Origin of the sequence: Allochromatium vinosum DSM 180, assembly GCF_000025485.1 — a bacterium.
Lineage (GTDB): Bacteria > Pseudomonadota > Gammaproteobacteria > Chromatiales > Chromatiaceae > Thermochromatium > Thermochromatium vinosum.
In genome coordinates this window covers 2389185-2405694 of the sequence record NC_013851.1, presented here as the reverse complement: position 1 = coordinate 2405694, position 16510 = coordinate 2389185, and the positions used below count along the sequence as shown (strand labels likewise).

The 16510-nt window shown below is 65.3% G+C and carries 19 protein-coding genes; 9 read left to right on the top strand and 10 right to left on the bottom strand.

All coding sequences use genetic code 11. The annotated features are described in order from the left end of the window. The first annotated feature begins 35 nt into the window (after positions 1-35). Entirely contained in the window at positions 36-959 is a 924-nt protein-coding gene (locus ALVIN_RS10480) for a branched-chain amino acid transaminase (protein ID WP_012971296.1), read from the top strand. A 122-nt stretch (positions 960-1081) separates the two neighbouring features. Further along, positions 1082-1279, top strand: coding sequence for a zinc-finger domain-containing protein (locus ALVIN_RS10475; protein WP_012971295.1), 198 nt, complete (start codon positions 1082-1084; stop codon positions 1277-1279). Positions 1280-1398: 119 nt separating this feature from the next. Here ALVIN_RS10475 and ALVIN_RS10470 read toward each other — a convergent pair whose 3' ends face one another. The 3 genes from ALVIN_RS10470 to ALVIN_RS10460 form a co-directional block, all read right to left on the bottom strand. Next, entirely contained in the window at positions 1399-1752 is a 354-nt protein-coding gene (locus tag ALVIN_RS10470) for an HMA2 domain-containing protein (protein WP_012971294.1), read from the bottom strand. Positions 1753-1855: 103 nt separating this feature from the next. Then, positions 1856-2449 (bottom strand): HMA2 domain-containing protein, encoded by a 594-nt coding sequence (locus tag ALVIN_RS10465; protein ID WP_012971293.1) that lies wholly within the window; start codon positions 2447-2449, stop codon positions 1856-1858. A gap of 113 nt (positions 2450-2562) precedes the next feature. After that, complete coding sequence (locus tag ALVIN_RS10460; RefSeq protein WP_012971292.1) at positions 2563-3531, bottom strand: MBL fold metallo-hydrolase; 969 nt, start codon at positions 3529-3531, stop codon at positions 2563-2565. A 197-nt stretch (positions 3532-3728) separates the two neighbouring features. On the opposite strand from ALVIN_RS10460, the gene ALVIN_RS10455 reads away from it, so the two are divergent. The 5 genes from ALVIN_RS10455 to ALVIN_RS10435 all read left to right on the top strand — a co-directional run bounded on the left by ALVIN_RS10455 (position 3729) and on the right by ALVIN_RS10435 (position 8429). Then, positions 3729-4070: an STAS domain-containing protein gene (locus ALVIN_RS10455; protein WP_012971291.1), complete on the top strand. Its 342-nt coding sequence runs from the start codon at positions 3729-3731 to the stop codon at positions 4068-4070. Next, positions 4067-4519 carry an ATP-binding protein gene (locus tag ALVIN_RS10450; RefSeq protein ID WP_012971290.1) on the top strand — a complete coding sequence of 151 codons (453 nt, stop codon included), beginning with the start codon at positions 4067-4069 and terminating at the stop codon, positions 4517-4519. The genes ALVIN_RS10455 and ALVIN_RS10450 overlap by 4 nt, the downstream gene beginning before the upstream one ends. After that, complete coding sequence (locus ALVIN_RS10445; RefSeq protein ID WP_012971289.1) at positions 4512-5558, top strand: ABC transporter substrate-binding protein; 1047 nt, start codon at positions 4512-4514, stop codon at positions 5556-5558. The genes ALVIN_RS10450 and ALVIN_RS10445 overlap by 8 nt, the downstream gene beginning before the upstream one ends. Beyond that, positions 5555-7525 carry a SpoIIE family protein phosphatase gene (locus ALVIN_RS10440; protein WP_223295205.1) on the top strand — a complete coding sequence of 657 codons (1971 nt, stop codon included), beginning with the start codon at positions 5555-5557 and terminating at the stop codon, positions 7523-7525. Before ALVIN_RS10445 ends, ALVIN_RS10440 begins: the two co-directional genes overlap by 4 nt. A 115-nt stretch (positions 7526-7640) precedes the next feature. Then, the gene (locus ALVIN_RS10435; RefSeq protein ID WP_012971287.1) at positions 7641-8429 is read left to right on the top strand and encodes a DUF2189 domain-containing protein; all 789 of its coding nucleotides are present in this window, start codon (positions 7641-7643) and stop codon (positions 8427-8429) included. 2 nt (positions 8430-8431) lie between these two features. Here ALVIN_RS10435 and ALVIN_RS10430 read toward each other — a convergent pair whose 3' ends face one another. Genes ALVIN_RS10430 through lptM form a run of 7 tightly spaced genes read right to left on the bottom strand, consistent with a single transcriptional unit; the run spans position 8432 to position 13789 of the window. Then, positions 8432-9091 carry a sulfotransferase family 2 domain-containing protein gene (locus ALVIN_RS10430; RefSeq protein ID WP_012971286.1) on the bottom strand — a complete coding sequence of 220 codons (660 nt, stop codon included), beginning with the start codon at positions 9089-9091 and terminating at the stop codon, positions 8432-8434. 21 nt (positions 9092-9112) lie between these two features. Further along, the gene (gene xerC, locus ALVIN_RS10425) at positions 9113-10075 is read right to left on the bottom strand and encodes a tyrosine recombinase XerC (RefSeq protein ID WP_012971285.1); all 963 of its coding nucleotides are present in this window, start codon (positions 10073-10075) and stop codon (positions 9113-9115) included. Positions 10076-10088: 13 nt separating this feature from the next. Next, positions 10089-10790 (bottom strand): DUF484 family protein, encoded by a 702-nt coding sequence (locus ALVIN_RS10420; RefSeq protein WP_223295204.1) that lies wholly within the window; start codon positions 10788-10790, stop codon positions 10089-10091. A gap of 4 nt (positions 10791-10794) precedes the next feature. Then, entirely contained in the window at positions 10795-11631 is an 837-nt protein-coding gene (gene dapF, locus ALVIN_RS10415; protein ID WP_012971283.1) for a diaminopimelate epimerase, read from the bottom strand. Beyond that, on the bottom strand, positions 11628-12299 hold the full coding sequence (locus tag ALVIN_RS10410; RefSeq protein ID WP_012971282.1) for a class I SAM-dependent methyltransferase: 672 nt from the start codon (positions 12297-12299) through the stop codon (positions 11628-11630). The genes dapF and ALVIN_RS10410 overlap by 4 nt, the downstream gene beginning before the upstream one ends. Then, on the bottom strand, positions 12296-13567 hold the full coding sequence (gene lysA, locus ALVIN_RS10405; RefSeq protein ID WP_012971281.1) for a diaminopimelate decarboxylase: 1272 nt from the start codon (positions 13565-13567) through the stop codon (positions 12296-12298). Before lysA ends, ALVIN_RS10410 begins: the two co-directional genes overlap by 4 nt. 24 nt (positions 13568-13591) lie before the next feature. Continuing rightward, complete coding sequence (lptM, locus tag ALVIN_RS10400; protein WP_012971280.1) at positions 13592-13789, bottom strand: LPS translocon maturation chaperone LptM; 198 nt, start codon at positions 13787-13789, stop codon at positions 13592-13594. A gap of 386 nt (positions 13790-14175) precedes the next feature. Here lptM and ALVIN_RS10395 point away from each other — a divergent pair, with 386 nt between their 5' ends. Both ALVIN_RS10395 and pheA read left to right on the top strand, forming a co-directional pair. Then, the gene (locus ALVIN_RS10395; protein WP_012971279.1) at positions 14176-15345 is read left to right on the top strand and encodes a phosphoglycerate dehydrogenase; all 1170 of its coding nucleotides are present in this window, start codon (positions 14176-14178) and stop codon (positions 15343-15345) included. A gap of 20 nt (positions 15346-15365) precedes the next feature. Continuing rightward, a complete protein-coding gene (pheA, locus tag ALVIN_RS10390; RefSeq protein WP_012971278.1) occupies positions 15366-16469 on the top strand; it encodes a prephenate dehydratase in 1104 nt (367 codons plus the stop codon). Positions 16470-16510: the final 41 nt, after the last annotated feature.

Here is a 16510-nt window from a genome sequence, read left to right as displayed (position 1 = left end):
GACGCAGCGTCCCGAGCCTACCGGAGTTAAGACACATGGCGACGATGGCGGACCGTGACGGCCTGATCTGGCTGGACGGCGAAATGGTGCCTTGGCGCGAGGCCAAGACCCACGTACTGACCCACACCCTGCACTATGGCATGGGGGTCTTCGAGGGCGTCCGGGCCTATCCGACAGCCAGGGGCACGGCCATCTTCCGTCTGGAGGAGCACACCCGCCGGCTGTTCAACTCGGCCCACATCCTGGGGATGCCCATGCGCTGGGACCAGGAGACGATCAATCAGGCCCAGCGCGATGTGGTGCGCGAGAACGGCCTGGAATCGGCCTACATCCGTCCCATGTGCTTCTATGGCGCCGAGGGCATGGGGCTGCGCGCCGACAATCTGCAAGTCCACTGCATGGTCGCCGCCTGGTCCTGGGGGGCCTATCTGGGCGAAGAGAACATGCGCAACGGCATCCGCATCAAGGTCTCGTCCTTCACCCGTCATCACGTCAACACCACCATGTGCCGGGCCAAGGCCAACGGCAACTACATGAACTCGATGATGGCGCTCCAGGAAGCCCTGCGCGACGGCTACGACGAGGCGCTGCTGCTCGATGCGGCGGGCTTCGTGATGGAGGGCAGCGGCGAGAACATCTTCATCGTGCGCGACGGCGTGCTCTATACGCCGGATCTGACCTCGGCGCTCGACGGCATCACACGCCGCACCGTGATGACGCTGTGCGAGGAACTGGGGCTGAAGGTGGTCGAGAAGCGCATCACCCGCGACGAGGTCTATATCGCCGACGAAGCCTTCTTCACCGGCACCGCCGCCGAGGTGACGCCGATCCGCGAGATCGACGGACGCGCCATCGGTTCCGGCACGCGCGGTCCCATCACCGAGCGCTTGCAGACGCTCTATTTCGATCAGGTCCACGGGCGGCGCGAGCAGCACCCCGAGTGGCTGGCACTGGTCTGAGACCGCTGTCGGTCAAGCCCGGATGCGTAGGATGGGCAGCGCATCGGCGATGCCCATCGAACGTCTGGAGATCGGAGCACGACCGTCTCTGCATTCGAGTCACAACGAGAGGAGTCGCAACGATGTCGAGCACAGCCACGGCGATGCTCCAGGAGTCGCCGCCGATCGAAGTCGCCCGCCAGGATCTGCCCCTGTGCTGTCCCCGCCCGGACGCTCCGGTCTGGAATATGCACCCACGGGTCTATCTGCCGATCGAGGACGAGCCCCATCATGAGGTCGCCTGTCCCTATTGCGGAGCCAGATACCGGCTCGCCAACTGAAAGATCCAGACACCCCGGGGCGGCAGCGGATTTCCGCACCAGGGTGTCTGGATCTACTCTATTGCCTCATCCCCGGCTGACGACGCTCGGAACACGTCAGCCGAAACACCACGACCGGCTTACAGCAGCACGCTGACCAGACGGAAGGCCGAGCGCTCGACGGCCTTGTTGACGACCGCGCCGACGAGCGCCTTGCCGAACAGCGCGCCCGCCTTCGAAATCACCGCTTCGCTCGCCGACGACAGATTGACGCAACCCGTTTCCTTGAGCATCTCCAGCAGTCGATGATGATCCAGGCGCGCCGTATCGTAATGGATGACCAGACTGCCGGCGGCTTGGTTGAAACGGATCTGTTCGACGCCGTCGAGCGAGCGCAGCTGTTCCTGAATGGAATCGACCGTCCCAGGGCGACACCGGAACGCGGCTGAACGGACACGCAGACGACCGGGAATGTGATGGATCGAGTGATGCATGGAAACCTCGCTCGGGATGTGCCTGGATTATTTCTTAATGCGATGCGTTCTCATTTTAGATGCAAAAAGCGAGAATGCAAGCCCTAAATGCGAATGCGATCGATCAGCGCGCCTGGGGGCGTTGCGAAGTCGTCAGCTCATGCGTCCAGCAACGCCAGATATCGTTGAAGATCCAGCGCGCCAGGGCCAGTTTGAGCTGACACAGCCGGCAACTGGGCTGGCTGGGGCTGGACGTGGCCGCGCTCTGAAGCTCGACGGTGGGGCGCCATCGCCAGGCATCGATTTGGGGCAGCCAAGTGCGCCAGTTCGCTGTCCAGGCGGCGGGAGTCCGGGCCGGAACCATCCGGGTGGAGGGCGTTCGAGCGGACGTCTTGGTCGCCGGCCGTGCGGCCTTGGCCGCCTCGATCCGTGCCGGCCAGTACGAGACGACCGGCTGGAGCACGGGATCGAGGATCTCGCTCAATTCCGCCTGGGTCAGCCGCCCAGCGCGCCGATGCCAGACCACCAGACTGGCGCAGGCCGGATTCCAGCGCACACCGCGCACGCCCTCGACCTGCCCCAGTGCCCGCATCAGCCGTGCGCTCGAAAATGGATCCTCTCGCAATCCGGGCAGATGCAGCCGAATCCGTCCGGGGATCTGGTGGCGGATCTCCAGTCGCACGGGCTGTAACTTCACTGTCTCGATATGGCTCGGCATGACCAGGGCACTCTCGAATCGTTGGATCGAAAAACCGTTGTTAAAGACGTTTATAGGAGATTCAGGATGAGATGTAAATAGTATTTAATATTATTTACATCTCAAAACCCGGATCACCCGGCCGCGTATTTCTCGCGCCGCTTGAGCCAGACTTCCAGTCCCTGTGCATTGAGTTCGGTATCGACGCTCAGCAGCTCCTGGATATGGTGGTCGTGCAGATCCACGCCATGCTCGCGTGCGCGCTGCATCAGATGTGCTGAGACCGATTCCTTGAGCCGCTGTTGCCGGCCGGTCCCGGGCCGTCCTTCCTCACGCCGTGCCAGTTCGGCCAGATCGCGGATGCTCTGGCGCAGCGCTTCGACGCGTTCGCTCGGGCGGTCGACACGGCCATAGTGGGTCAGATACATGGCCTGGGGATCATGCGCCATCAGCTTGTCGAGACTGGCGAGCCAAGCGTCGGGCTCGAAGGCGACCGGCGTGGTCGGCGCGAACAGCCAGGGACCGTTCGGCGTGTCGAACTCGCGATAGGCGATGCCGAAGGTGTCGCCGGTGAAGAAGCCCTGCGTCAGGCTGTCGAGGATGCAGCCGTGATGATTGGCGTGCCCTGGCGTGTCGATGAACGTCAGGGTGCGTCCGTTCAGGTCGAAGGTCTGTCCATCCGCGGCGACGATGACGCGCTCGGCCGGGATCGGCAGGGGGGCGCCGAAGTCGCGCTCGAAGTTCTCCTCGCCATAGACGACGCTGGAACCGGCGATCAGCTTGCTCGGGTCGATCAGATGCGGTGCGCCCTTGGGGTGGGCCACCAGGCGCGCATTGGGGCAGGCGGCCATCAGATGGCCCGAGGCGCCGGCATGGTCCAGATGCACATGGGTCGGCATCACATAGTCCACCTGCTCGGGCGTCAGACCGAGCGCGGCGATGGTCGCCAGCAGTGCCGGGGCCGCGTTGGCGGGGCCGGTGTCGACGAAGGCCAGACGCTCACCCGAGCGCACCAGATAGGCGGCGGCCAGACCGTGGCGATAGAGTCCGGTCTCGATGCAGTAGATGCCCTCGGCGAGCTCCTGGAAGTGCGGTTGTGACATGCTCGATGACTCCAACAGTGGATTGGAATGAAAAGTGGATATATGTCTGAAACGCGATGATTGTATCCTGGAGGCCGGGATCGGCGTGGTCGATGGTAGTCTAGAGACGCCGCTCGCCGTTGCAGCGAAACGCGCGGATCCGGTCCGCCGATCGCCGACGCGGATCATTCATTTGACGCTCAAAGGGGCTTTACACGATGGAGATCGAAATCACACTCCAGGACGGCATCCACGTCCTGAAAGTTTCCGGTCAGCTCGATGCGCTCAGTGGTGCCGACTACGAGCAGGGGGTCAATCGTCTCGTCGCCGAGGGTGCACGGCGACTGGTTCTGGATTTCGGCCCATTGGTCTATATCAGCAGCGCCGGACTGCGCGCGCTGCTGAACACGAGCAAGCCGCTGATGGCTCAGGGCGGGGCGCTGGTCTACGTCAATCTCCAGCCCAGTGTGCGCGAAGTCTTCGAGATGACGGGTCTGCTGTCACTGTTCAAGGTGTGCGACTCGTTGCCCGAGGCCATAACCCTGGTGCAAACCCCATGAACGCCGTGACCCGGCGTCTGCCGGCAACCGTCGACCAGCTGCCCGAGGCTCAGGCGTTCCTGAAGTCCTGGGTCGAGCAGGCCGGACTCGATCCGCGTCTTGGCGGACGGCTCGCCCTGGCGCTCGAAGAGGTGTTCGTCAATGTCTGTCACTATGCCTATCCGCCGGGTCAGCCGGGCGAGATCGAGCTGCGCATCGCGCCGAGCGCCGAGCGGTTCGTGCTCGATGTACTCGACGATGGACAGCCGTTCGATCCAGCCAATCTGCCGGAGCCGGATCTGGCCGCGACCCTGGAGCAGCGCACCGTCGGCGGTCTGGGCTGGTTCCTGGTGCGCCAGATGGTGACTGAACTGAGCTGTCGGCGCGAGCAGGGGCGCAATCTGGTCTCGCTGATCATGTGTCAACCCACGGACGAGGATGAGCGTGCTCCAGATACGGCGCGTGGTTGAGCGATGGTCTTGGTCTGGATGGGGCGTTCTGTCCGATCGGCTTGGGCGCTCGGCACGCTTCTGGGGTCTGGCGGCGCTGAGTCTGTTGATCGCGCCGCCGATCTGGGCCGAGGACGAGTCCGAATCCTCGGCGCCCGCTGCGACACGCACGCCGCTGCGTCTGATGCTCGCCTGGCAGCCGCAGGCCCAGTTCGCCGGCTATTATGTCGCGCAGGCGCACGGGTTCTATCGCGAGGCGGGGATTGAGGCCAGCCTCCTGAGCATGGGTCATGCGCGCTCACCACGCGCGGCCCTCGAAACGGGCGAGGTGGATCTGGCGGTGCTGTGGCTGTCGACCGCCATCGAGGCCCGCGCCGAGGGCGTGCCCCTGGTCAATGTCGCGCAACTGTTCCAACGCTCCTCGGTGGTACTGATCGCGCGCTCCAGTTCGAATGTGCACCGTCTGTCCGACATCAATGGTCGGCGTGTCGGGGTCTGGCGCAACGACCCGGCCCTGCCGATCGAGGCTCTGCTACGCACCCGGGGGCTGGAGGTCAAGCGCGTGCCGCAGTCGCAGACGGTCAATCTTTTCCTGCGCGGGGGAGTCGAGGCCATGTCGGGGATGCTGTACAACGAATATCATCTGCTGATCAATGCCGGCCTGGAACCGGAAGCGCTGACGGTGTTCCGGCTGTCCGAGTATGGGATCGATTTCCCCGAAGACGGACTCTATGCGCTCGAACAGACGCAGCGCGAAAAATCCGCTGCGATCACGGCCTTCGTGGCAGCCACCAGGCGTGGTTGGGAGCAGGCCTTTGCCGACCCGGAGGGCGCGCTTGATCTCGTGCTCCAGCACCAGCGCGCGGCGCGTGTGCCGGCCAATCGTATCCATCAGCGCTGGATGCTGGAACAGATCCACGCGGTCATGGGTGATCCGGGCGAGCACGGCTGGGACTGGCGACTGCACCCCGAGGATGTCGACCGGGTCGGTGAAGCCTTGCAGCACCTGGAGATGATCGATGCCATGCCGACCGATATCGAACGTCTCGGAGTCCAATGATGGCGCGTTTCTCTGGAATCGGTGCACGGCTGGTCCTCTCGGTGATGCTGTGCGTGGCCACTGTCCTCGGTGCCAGCCTGGGGCTGTATCACTATCAGGCGCGTGAGTTGCTGTTGCAGCGTTTGCAGGACAACGCCCACAACCGTTCGCTGGCCCTGGTGCAGCGCGTGGAGCGTGTCCTGATCTCGGTGCGGCGTGCGACCGAGACCCTGGCCAGCACGCTCGACTCGGTGCGTATTGGCGAAGACGACATCGTGCCCCTGCTGCGGCGTGCCCTGGAGATGAATCCCGAACTGTTCGGGATGGCCATGGGATTCGAGCCTGCGGTACTGGACCACCCCGATCGACGTCGCGCGCCCTATGTCTTCCGGCGCGATGGCCGGATCGAGTTGAGTTTTGCCCTGGAAGAGCAGGACTATCTGTTCTCGGACTGGTATCAGATCCCGCGTGAACTGGGGCGCGCCGAATGGAGTGAGCCTTACTACGAGCTGGGGGCCGGCAACACGCAGCTGATTGCGACCTTCTCTCTGCCCGTGACGCAGGCGACTTCGGATGGCGAGCGCCTGATCGGCATCCTGGCCGCCGACATCGCCCTCGACTGGCTCACGCACGAGCTGGCCGAATTCCGGGTGCTCCAGCATGGCTTCGCGGTCCTGATCTCACGCAATGGCGCCATTCTCAGCCACCCCAACACCGACTTCATCATGAACGAGAGCCTGTTCAGTCTGGCGGCGGCCCATGGGGATGAGGCCGACGCGCTGCGTCAACAGGCGCGAACCCTGATCGCCGGCGAGTCGGGGTTCATCCAGCACACCCCGCTGTTCGGCGTGATGGCGCACGTCCACTACGCCCCGATCGATTCGTCGGACTGGACGCTCGCCATCGTCTTCCCCGAAGACGAGCTGTTCGACGACATCAACCGTCTGACCCGCAATGCCGCGACCGTCGGCAGTCTGGGGCTGCTGGCCTCGCTGCTGGTCGTACTGCTGATCGCGCGCTCCATCAGTCGTCCGCTGTGCGCGCTCGCCGCTTCGACCGACCGCATCGCCAAGGGCGATTTCGCCGCACCGCTGCCCGAGGTGCGACGGCGCGACGAAGTGGGCGCGCTGACCGAGTCGTTCGCGTCCATGCGCACGGCGCTGCGCCAGCATATCGAGTGGCTCAAGACGACGACGGCGGCCAAGGAGCGCATCGAGAGCGAGCTGGCGATCGCGCGCGACATCCAGATGTCGATCCTGCCCAAGCTGTTTCCGCCGATCCCGAATCGGGACGAATTCGATCTGCGCGCGCTCATCGTGCCGGCACGCGAGGTCGGCGGCGACTTCTACGATTTCTTCCCGCTCGATGAACACCGGCTCTGCTTTCTGATCGCCGATGTCTCGGGCAAGGGTGTGCCGGCGGCGCTGTTCATGGCCGTCACCAAGACCCTGATCAAGTCGACCGCGCGCGACCGGCAGGGGCCGGCCGAGATCCTGACCCAGGTCAATGCCGAGCTGGCGGCCGACAATGCCAGCAATATGTTCGTCACCGTCTTCTGCGGCGTGCTCGACGCGCGCACCGGCGACCTGGAGTACGCCAATGCCGGGCACAACCCGCCGGTGCTGATCGGGACGGATGGCCGGCCTCAGTGGCTCAAGGGCGCGCCGCAATTGCTGCTCGGCATCATGGAGGGCGTGGTCTATCGGTCGGCCTCCCTGCGTCTGGCCCCCGGCGAGCGGCTGCTGCTCTATACCGACGGCGTCACCGAGGCCATGAACGCGCAGGATGAGTTCTATTCGGAAGCGCGTCTGCTCGACACGCTCGAATCCGAGCCACAGCCGGATCTGGTGGGCCTGCTCGCGATGCTGTTGGAGCGTGTCCAGTCCTTCGCCGGCGCGACGCCCCAGTCCGATGACATCACCCTGCTGGCGATCGAGTATCGCGGTCAGGGACCGATGGTTTCCAGTTCTTCGGCAGTCGACTGTTGAACCCGGCCCAAGTCGTCCCCATCAGGACAGGGCGCGCCTGGCCGGTGCTCGTCATGACACGCTTCGTTCCAGGGCGCGTTCGATAACGATTAGAACACTCTGGAGGAGCCTGCCAATGCCACACGTCATGACGGCCGATCACTTCGACGGCCAAGCGGGTCTGCGCGTCTCGACTATCGATTTCAGCCATCCCTGGGAATGGCTGCGCAAGGGCTGGGCCGATGTGCGCGCCGCACCCGGTTACAGCCTGACCTACGGCACCGGGATCGTGCTGATCAGTCTGCTGATCACCACGCTGATGATCCTCGGCGAGCTGACCTTTCTGGTGCCCTTTCTGATCGCCGGTTTCTTTCTGATGGCGCCGATGCTGTCGATCGGGCTCTATCAGATGAGTGCCCATCTGGAGCGGGGCGAGTCGCTGGAGTCCTGTCAGGCGCTGGAGGCCTTCAAGCGCAACCAGGGTCAGTTGGGCATGGTCTCGGCCTTTCTGTTCGTGACCCTGCAAGCCTGGCTGGTGGTCTCGCTGGTGCTGGTCGCGCTGTTGTTCGACGCCCCCTTTCCGACCCTCGACAACTTCCTGCCGGTGCTCTTCTTCTCGGGGGAACACCTGCTGCTCCTGATCGCGATCACGCTCGTCGGCGCCGGGTTTGCAGCCGTCGTCTTCGGGATCATGGCCATCACCGTGCCCTTGCTCACGGATCGACACGTCGACGCCCTGACCGCCATGCGCACCAGTGTGCGCGCCGTGACGCAAAATCCCGGCCCCATGCTGCTCTGGGCGGGGTTGATCGTGCTGATCGTCGGCGCCGGGCTGGCGACCTTCTACCTGGGCCTCTTCATCGCCATCCCGCTCGTGGGGCACGCCAGTTGGCATGCCTATCGCGATCTCGTGCCCAGTTCCTGAGATCAGGGATCGAAGCGGTAATCGAGCATCCGGATGTCGCGCGCGAAATGGCGCGCGACCAACTCGGCGGTTTCGTCGCTGTAATAGCTGCGGTAGTCGCGTTTCCGATCCCGAGCCTGACGTTCGTGGGGCAGGGCGGGAGCACGGATGCCGATGCGGTCGCAGACGGTCGCAAAATCCTCGTTCAGACGCTCGTAGCGCCCGATGAAGTCGACGACCACCGTGCCGCTGAGATCGATCAGATAGTCGGTCTGGAGCGTGATCGAGGTATCGATGTGATACTGATAGGGCCGCTCCGGATCGAGCTTCCAGCGCAGAAAATCCTCGAAGGTCTCGTGTCCGCCGAGATACTGCGGCCGTTCGCGCCGGATGTGATGGAAGGAACTCACCTGGAGATCCCAGGGATTGCGCACGAAGGCGAATTTGAACAGGCTGTCGAAATATTCCCTGGGCAGCAACTCCTTGGCCGCGACCACCTTGGCGTGACGCGGCAGCTTGGCGGCGATCCGGTGCCCGCTCAGATGGCTGAAGCGGCTGCACAGGAACATCGGGTAGTACCAGGGGTCGCGCCAGCGTAGCCCTTCGAGCGCGGCGCGCACACTGGTGCCGCCGGTCTTGGCGATATGGACGAACAGGAAGCGGTATTTGGGTGACAGGAGCATGGTGTGGGATCGTCGCGTTGATCAGGGCCGTTCGTCTGGCTTCGAGGCTTTCTTGCGTGCACGCGGATGGGCCTGATCGTAGACCTGAGCCAGATGCTGGAAGTCGAGATGGGTATAGATCTGCGTCGTACCGATGTCGGTATGGCCCAGCAGTTCCTGCACGGCGCGCAGATCGCCGGAGGACTCCAGCAGATGGCTCGCGAAGCTGTGTCTGAGCAGATGCGGGTGCAGATGTCGGCTGGCGCCCCGTTCGACCGCCCAGCGTGCGAGCCGCTTCTCGACCGTGCGTGGATGGATGCGCCCGCCGCGCAGACTGACGAACAGCGCCCGCTCGTCTCGATCGGCCAGTGCCGAACGCACCGCCAGCCAGCGTTCGATCGCCTCGCGTGCCTTCCGACCGACCGGAACGCGCCGGCTCTTCGACCCCTTGCCGATCACGCCCAGTTCGCCTTCAGACATATCGATATCGCCCAGGTCGATGCTCACCAGCTCGGCCAGACGCAGACCCGAGGAATAGAACAGCTCGACCATAGCCGTGTCGCGGATCATGAGCGGATCTTCGTCCACCGGATCGAGCAGGGCGCCGAGCTGATCGGCGTCGAAGGTGTGCGGGAGCTTGCGCGGACTCTTGGGCGCGCGGAGGCCGACGGCCGGATTGGCCACGGCCTGGTTCTCGCGCAACAGCCAGCGGTAGAACCCGCGCAGGCTGGAGAGTTCGCGCTGAAGCGTCTTGCCCGAGACGCCCTGGCGATGGCGCCAGGCGGTATAGCGCCGGATGCCGGCCTCGTCGAGCGATGCGATCGGCTCCGCGCCCGGCTCGCCCTGATCGGCGAGCCAGACGGCGATCTGGTTCAGGTCGTGCCGGTAGGCGCGAACCGTATGCTCGGACAGCTGCCGCTCATGCGCCAGATGCGCGAGGAAACGCTCGATCCGGGGCGTGTCGATCGAGGTCGGCGCGGCGGGGGCGTCCAGGCGTTTGGGCATGGTCGGACGCGGATCAGTGCGGCTCGCAGTTGCCGAGATGGACGGTCCTGAGCTTCTGGCTGATGATCTCCCCGAGTCGGTTCAGGAAGTCGGTGCCCATCTCGGGGCTGAAGCGGGTGGCGTCCGCACTGCCGATGGCGATGATGCCGGACTGGCCGTCGGCGTGGATCGGAACGATGGCCGCCGAATGGATGCCTGTGCCGCCCTCGCCGAAGAGCGCCACGGCCCGCTCGGAACTCAGGGGGCCGCAGAGCGCGTTGCGGCGGTCGATGAAGTCGGCGAACGCATTGGCCACCGGATCGTGCGGCCGGCTTTCGAGAGTGGCGCGCGCGAAGAGCTTGAACGCCAGCGCCTCGGCGTGGAACTCGCGCAGCAGGGTCTCGCGCAACAGGTGACAGAGATGCTCGGGATCCTTGACCACCATGAGTTGCAGGATCAGGCCATGCAGCCGGATCGCCAGGGCTTCGTTCCGGCGCGCGCGCGCGATGAGATGGACGAGCCGGTTGCGCTCGGTCGCGAGCTGACGGCGCAGGAGGCGGACCTGATACTCGATCAGCGACACCGCGCCCTGGATGCCGTGCGGCACCTCGATGGCGCTCAGCACCTCGGGGTGACGGGCGAGGAAGTCCGGATGGGCCATGAGATAGTCGACGACCTGTCGCTCCGGGTCGAGGGCCTCGTCCAGGCTGTGTTCGGCCTGATGCATCACGCGCATCCCCTCATCGTTCGATCTCGCCTTCGAAGACGTTGACGGCCGGTCCCGTCATCCAGACAGGATGCCCCGGACCGCGCCACTCGATCACCAGCTCGCCGCCGGGCAGCGCGACCCGCACCCGCTCGTCGAGCCGTCCGCGCCGGCGTCCGCTGACCACGGCGGCACAGGCGCCGGTGCCGCAAGCGAGCGTCTCGCCCGCGCCGCGCTCGTGCACCCGCAGCCGGATCGCGTTCGGCCCGAGGATCTGCATGAACCCGGCGTTCACCCGGCGCGGGAAGTCCGGATGGTGCTCGATCAGCGGCCCGAGCGTGGCGACCGGCGCCGACTCGACGTCGTCGACGATCAGGACCGCGTGCGGATTGCCCATGGAGAGCGCGCCGATGGTCAGCGTCCGGTCCTCGATCTCCAGCGGATAGGTCGCGTCCGCTGTCTCGGTCTCGACCGAGAACGGAATACGCGCTGGTGTGAACGCGGGCGCACCCATGTCGACCCGCACCTGACCATCCGGCTCCAGATAGAGCCGGATCGCGCCGGCCGCCGTGCCGACCGGGATCTCGTCCTTGTCGGTCAGCCCCTGGTCGCGGACGAAGCGCGCGAAGCAGCGCGCTCCATTGCCGCACTGCTCGACCTCGGAGCCGTCGGCGTTGAAGATGCGATAGTGGAAATCGGTCTCGGGCAGACGCGGCGGCTCGACCAGCAGGATCTGATCGCAGCCGATGCCGAAGCGCCGATCGGCCAGGAGTCGCGCGAATCCGGCATCTAGGTCGACCCGCTGGCGCACGCCGTCGAAGACGACGAAGTCGTTGCCCAGCCCCTGCATCTTGGTGAAGCGCAGTCTCATGTCGGCAGGAACCCCATGACGGCGAGATGCCGATCGCTGACCACAGCGACCTCCAGACTGTCCAGACCGGCGGCAGCAAGCTGCGCGCTCACCTCGGCCGGCTCGAAGGCGGCATAGAGCGAGTTGCGGAAATCGGTGCGCAGGATCTCGGATTCGTCGGCGACATAGCTCTCGACCAGCGCCTCGACCCAGCCGGGCGAGGCCGGGCGCATCAGGTCCATGATCAGCACGGGCGCGCCGGGCTTGGCCGTCTCGCGCACCGTCCGCCACAGCACGGCCGGGTCGGGCAGGTGGTGCAGCAGGCTGTTGGAGATCACCAGATCGTACTGCCCGCGTGCCAGCTGCTCGGACGGGATGACGTCATGCAGTAGTCGGACGCGCGCGGCGATCTCGGGCTGGGCATCGAGCGCTTGCCGGGCCAGCTCCAGCATCGGACGCGAGCCGTCGAGCGCGTCACAGGTCGCGCCCGGATAGGCGCGCAGAAAGCGGATCACGATATCCGCCGGTCCGCACCCGAGATCGAGCGCCGTGGCGCCCGCGAGCGGTCCGGGCGCCAGTCGGCGCAACAGCTCGATGAAGAGCGTGTTGGAGGCGTTGAAATCGGCCTCGGCATAGGCGAGCGCCTGGGCCTCGCCATCCATCAATTCGGGTTCGGGACGACGTTTCATGCGGCGGCGTCGGGCGTCTCGGACGGCAGCAACTGCTCGCCCGCGTAGAGATCGGCGACCTGCTCGCGCGCGCGCACCAGATAGGCCCGGTCGCCGTCGACCATGACCTCGGCGGCGCGCGGACGGCTGTTGTAGTTGGAGCTCATGGTGAAGCCATAGGCCCCGGCGCCGCGCACCGCGACCAGATCGCCTTCTTCGAGCGCCAGGGTGCGGTCCTTGCCGAGAAAGTCTCCCGTCTCGCACACCGGGCCGACCAGATCGTAACGGCTCGGATCGGCGTCGGTCTCCTGAACAACGCGCACGATCTCGTGACCAGCCTGATAGAGCGCCGGACGCAGCAGGTCGTTCATGGCCGCATCGAGGATGGCGAAATGCTTGTGCGGCCCGTGCTTGAGATACTCGACCTGCGTCAGCAGCACACCGGCATTGCCGACGATGGCGCGTCCCGGCTCCAGGATCACTTCATACGGACGATCGGCCAGCAGATGGCTCATGGCGGCGGCATAGGCGGCCGGTTCCGGCGGATGCTCCTCACGATAACGGATGCCGAGTCCGCCGCCGAGATCCAGATGCTCGATGGCGATCCCCGAGGCGCACAGCCGGTCGGCCAGCGCCAGCACCCGCCCGAGCGCGTCGATGAAGGGCGCCAGATCCGTCAACTGCGAGCCGATGTGACAGTCGATGCCGACGACCTTCAGGTTCGGCATCGCGGCAGCCAGCGCATAGACCGACTCGGCCTCCTGGATGTCGATGCCGAACTTGTTCTCCTTCAGGCCGGTGGAGATGTAGTGATGGGTCTGGGGATCGACGTCCGGGTTGACGCGCAGCGACACCGGCGCCCGGACCCCGAGTTCACCGGCGATCCGGTCGATCCGGGTCAGCTCGGACTCGGACTCGACGTTGAAGCAGCGGATGCCGACCTCCAGCGCGCGCCGGATCTCGTCGGCGCGCTTGCCCACGCCCGAGAAGACGACCCTGGCCGGATCGCCGCCGGCGGCCAGCACCCGCTCCAGCTCGCCGACCGAAACGATGTCGAAGCCGGAACCCAGCCGCGCGAGCACGTTCAGGACCGCGAGGTTGGAGTTGGACTTGACCGAGAAGCAGATCAGGTGCGGATGATCGCGAAAGGCGCGCTCGAAGGCGCGCCAGTGGCGTTCGAGCGTGGCGCGCGAATAGACGTAGCAGGGCGTGCCGAAGCGCTCGGCGATCTCGGTGAGCGGCACCTCCTCGGCGTGGAGGAGTCCGTCGCGGTCATTGAAGTGATCCATGCGGCGTGGGGGGTATCTGAGTATTTAGGGTTGAGCGTCACCCGTCCCGGACTCCAGCGGCGCTGGCGGTGGGGTCGGGACATCGGCGCCGGACGGCACGGCGGACGTGGAGACCGGTTCGGGCAGGTAGAGATCACCCTTCTGACCGCAGGCCCCGAGCATGGCGAGCGTGCCCAGCAGGACGACGATGACGATGAAGAGATTGTTCGCCCAGCAGCGCATGACCGGTTCCGATCCGTTAAAGCGTGGTTTGTCCGTGCGAGTATACCCGAACGCCCTGCGATGTTTCCGTTCGGAGCCGGAGCCATTCTAAATTTGCCGCCTCGCGGCTCTATGCTCCTTGGTCAAGTTCTCGAAAAACGGCGCCTGAGACTCAGGGAGCGGAAAATCAGGTAGCATGAGTCCCCCTTAGGAAGGGGCAAAACAGAGTAAACCATCGCGGCGATGGCGAGCGTTTCCCCGGGCCATACACGGCACTCCGGCAAAACGCTACACTCGGGCGCCGTGGGGGCGCAGGATGATGCGGTTCGTGCCTCACCGCATACTGAAATTGCAGCTGTTGATCCGAGGCGCTTCGAGATTCACCACAGAGGTTCGAGTCGACGCACATGTTCAAAATCCAGACGCTCAACAACATCTCGGTGGTCGGCCTGGAGCGCCTGCCGCGCGAGCGCTACGAGATCGCCTCCGAGATCGCCCATCCCGACGCCATCCTGGTACGCTCGGCCAAGATGCACGACCTGCCGATCCCCGAGTCGGTCAAGGCCATCGGGCGCGCGGGCGCCGGCACCAACAATGTGCCCGTGGCCGAGATGACCAAGCGCGGCGTGGCCGTCTTCAACGCACCGGGCGCCAATGCCAATGCGGTCAAGGAACTGGTGCTCGCCGGGATGCTGATGTCGGCGCGCAACATCGCTCAGGCCTGGCAGTTCGCCCGTGAACTCCAGGGTGACGATGCGGCCATCAACGAGGCGGTCGAAGCCGGCAAGAAACGCTTCGCCGGCTTCGAGCTGCCGGGGCGCACGCTCGGCGTCGTCGGTCTGGGCGCGATCGGCGTCAAGGTGGCCAACGCCGCGCGCGCGCTCGGGATGCACGTCATCGGCTATGACCCGACCATCACCGTGCAGCGCGCCTGGCAATTGGCCAGCGACGTCAAGCAGGCCCTGAGCATCGACGATCTGCTCGCGCGGTCGGACTTCGTGACCTTCCATGTGCCGCTCACCGATCAGACGCGCCACATGATCAATGCCGAGCGGATCCGTATCCTGCCCAAGGGCGCGGTGCTGCTGAACTTCTCGCGTCAGGGCATCCTCGACGACGAGGCCGTGATCGCGGCGCTCGACTCGGGTCAGCTCTACGCCTATTGCTGCGACTTCCCGAGCAACCGGCTCAAGGATCATCCGCGCGTCGTCACTCTGCCGCACCTGGGCGCCTCGACCCGCGAGGCCGAGGACAACTGCGCCATCATGGTCGCCGATCAGATCCGCGACTATCTGGAGGACGGCAACGTCACCAACTCGGTCAACTTCCCCGACATCGTGCTGCCACGCACCGAGGGGCAGCGTCTGGCCATCGTCAACAGCAACGTGCCCAACATGCTCGGTCAGATCTCGACCGATCTGGCCGCCGCCGGGCTGAACATCATCGACATGCTCAACCGCTCGCGCGGCGACGTGGCCGTGACCCTGGTCGATGTCGACAAGCCCTGTCCGGAGGACACGCTCGCGCTGATCCGGTCCATCGACGGCGTGCTTTCCGTGCGCTGTCTCGGCGGTTGAGGCCGGGGAGGATAGACGCCATGAGCGAAAGCGCCAACCAGGAACAGCAGGCACTGGCGGCAGTGCGTGACCGCATCGACGCCATCGACCTGGAGATCCTGCAACTGATCAGCGAGCGCGCGCGCTGCGCCCAGCAGGTCGCGCACATCAAGACCGGATCGCAGAGCGAGTCGGTGCAGTTCTACCGTCCCGAGCGCGAGGTCGCCGTCCTGCGCCGGATCAAGGACGCCAATCCGGGGCCGCTCGACGGCGAGGAGGTCGCGCGCCTGTTCCGCGAGATCATGTCGGCCTGTCTGGCCCTGGAGCGTCCGCTCAATGCCGCCTTCCTGGGGCCGGAGGGCACCTTCACCCAGGCGGCGGCGATCAAGCATTTCGGCCATTCGGTCGTCACGCAGGCCATGCCCACCATCGACGAGATCTTTCGCGAGGTCGAGTCCGGGGCCTGTGACTTCGGCGTGGTGCCGGTCGAGAACTCGACCGAGGGTGTGGTCAGCCATACGCTCGATCTGTTCATGAACTCGCCGCTGATGATCACCGGCGAGGTCAGTCTGCGCGTCCATCAGCATCTGTTGACCAAGGCCGCGGATCTCGCCAGTATCCGGCGGGTCTATTCGCACCAGCAGTCGCTGGCCCAGTGTCGCGAATGGCTCGACCGTCATCTGCCCATCGCCGAGCGTCTGCCGGTCGGCAGCAATGCCGAGGCGGCGCGTCTGGTGGCCTCAGATCCGGAAGCCGCCGCCGTCGCCGGTCTCCAGGCCGCCGAGATCTACGGACTCAGGGTGCTTGCCGAGCGTATCGAGGACGAGCCGAGCAACACCACGCGCTTCCTGGTCATCGGCAAGCAGGACTCGCCGCCGAGCGGACAGGACAAGACCAGTCTGCTGCTCTCGTGCAAGAATCAATCGGGCGGTCTGCACAGTCTGCTCGCACCGCTGGCCGTGCACGGCATCAGCATGACCCGCATCGAGTCGCGCCCGTCGCGTCGCGGCATCTGGGACTATGTGTTCTTCGTCGACATCCTCGGCCATCGACAAGACCCCAAGGTCGCCTATGCCCTGCAGAATCTCGAACAGGATGCGCTGCTGTTCAAGGTGCTGGGTTCCTATCCGGTCGCCGTGCTCTGAGGGCCGCGCGCGTCGTCATCGCTATTGAACGTATTGTTGGA

Bases quoted from the DNA above. Each gene is read 5' to 3' on its own strand.
- ALVIN_RS10480 (WP_012971296.1), top strand. From the start codon at position 36: ATGGCGACGATGGCGGACCGTGACGGCCTGATCTGGCTGGACGGCGAA.
- ALVIN_RS10475 (WP_012971295.1), top strand. From the start codon at position 1,082: ATGTCGAGCACAGCCACGGCGATGCTCCAGGAGTCGCCGCCGATCGAA.
- ALVIN_RS10470 (WP_012971294.1), bottom strand. From the start codon at position 1,752: ATGCATCACTCGATCCATCACATTCCCGGTCGTCTGCGTGTCCGTTCA.
- ALVIN_RS10465 (WP_012971293.1), bottom strand. From the start codon at position 2,449: ATGCCGAGCCATATCGAGACAGTGAAGTTACAGCCCGTGCGACTGGAG.
- ALVIN_RS10460 (WP_012971292.1), bottom strand. From the start codon at position 3,531: ATGTCACAACCGCACTTCCAGGAGCTCGCCGAGGGCATCTACTGCATC.
- ALVIN_RS10455 (WP_012971291.1), top strand. From the start codon at position 3,729: ATGGAGATCGAAATCACACTCCAGGACGGCATCCACGTCCTGAAAGTT.
- ALVIN_RS10450 (WP_012971290.1), top strand. From the start codon at position 4,067: ATGAACGCCGTGACCCGGCGTCTGCCGGCAACCGTCGACCAGCTGCCC.
- ALVIN_RS10440 (WP_223295205.1), top strand. From the start codon at position 5,555: ATGATGGCGCGTTTCTCTGGAATCGGTGCACGGCTGGTCCTCTCGGTG.
- ALVIN_RS10435 (WP_012971287.1), top strand. From the start codon at position 7,641: ATGCCACACGTCATGACGGCCGATCACTTCGACGGCCAAGCGGGTCTG.
- ALVIN_RS10430 (WP_012971286.1), bottom strand. From the start codon at position 9,091: ATGCTCCTGTCACCCAAATACCGCTTCCTGTTCGTCCATATCGCCAAG.
- xerC (WP_012971285.1), bottom strand. From the start codon at position 10,075: ATGCCCAAACGCCTGGACGCCCCCGCCGCGCCGACCTCGATCGACACG.
- ALVIN_RS10420 (WP_223295204.1), bottom strand. From the start codon at position 10,790: ATGCGCGTGATGCATCAGGCCGAACACAGCCTGGACGAGGCCCTCGAC.
- dapF (WP_012971283.1), bottom strand. From the start codon at position 11,631: ATGAGACTGCGCTTCACCAAGATGCAGGGGCTGGGCAACGACTTCGTC.
- ALVIN_RS10410 (WP_012971282.1), bottom strand. From the start codon at position 12,299: ATGAAACGTCGTCCCGAACCCGAATTGATGGATGGCGAGGCCCAGGCG.
- lysA (WP_012971281.1), bottom strand. From the start codon at position 13,567: ATGGATCACTTCAATGACCGCGACGGACTCCTCCACGCCGAGGAGGTG.
- lptM (WP_012971280.1), bottom strand. From the start codon at position 13,789: ATGCGCTGCTGGGCGAACAATCTCTTCATCGTCATCGTCGTCCTGCTG.
- ALVIN_RS10395 (WP_012971279.1), top strand. From the start codon at position 14,176: ATGTTCAAAATCCAGACGCTCAACAACATCTCGGTGGTCGGCCTGGAG.
- pheA (WP_012971278.1), top strand. From the start codon at position 15,366: ATGAGCGAAAGCGCCAACCAGGAACAGCAGGCACTGGCGGCAGTGCGT.